The sequence below is a fragment of the Campylobacter sp. IFREMER_LSEM_CL1846 genome, from assembly GCF_025772105.1.
Lineage (GTDB): Bacteria > Campylobacterota > Campylobacteria > Campylobacterales > Campylobacteraceae > Campylobacter_D > Campylobacter_D lari_D.
On record NZ_JAKMRM010000032.1, the window covers coordinates 1 to 668 of the forward strand.

Consider the following 668-nt stretch of genomic DNA (forward strand, 5'->3'; position numbering starts at 1 on the left):
GCATGTACTTCTTCTCCTCCTTGAGCATTTATAGAATCCTTGTCAGTAATCAAAGCAATTTGTTTGTATATATATATTTCATTTGTTGTAAAATTCGTTGATTTGTGTTTTGTTTTCATATATTTAAAATGAATTTTAAAACTAACACAAGATGGATTCAATATTCCATAAAATTCCAAAGTAGCCTTACCATATGAATTAACTTGAACACGATCATGTTTTGGACTATAATCATATAAGAAAGAATGATAAATTTCAATTTCTGTATTTGGAATTAAATTACTTACCTCAAGTTTAAATTCTTGATTCAATTTTACGGTATGATCATAACCTTCATAACTAGGATAAATAATATTAGGAATATATTCTTTATCAATATAAACAATAGTATCACTAACGATTTGTCCGATAGTATTTACACTAATGATAGGATTAGCTTTAAATGGATCTTTAGAAGTAATAGTTGCTTTAGCTTCACCATTAGCATTAAATACTGCTTCTTGATTGCTTAAACTAGCGTCTCCTTTTATATTCCATGTTATTTTAGAACCTTCTTTACCACCTTTTAAAGTAACATTAGCTTGCGCATTTTCTTCAGTATATATTGTCTTATCTCCTGCAAATTTTAACTCTCTTTGATGAAGCTGAATCTTATCTAGAGGGAATTC

General features: G+C 27.8%; 1 protein-coding gene. It reads right to left on the reverse strand.

What is annotated here, in order from left to right:
• On the reverse strand, window positions 1–668 hold a 668-nt coding region (locus tag L8W40_RS08010), incomplete at both ends, for a hypothetical protein (RefSeq protein ID WP_263665140.1).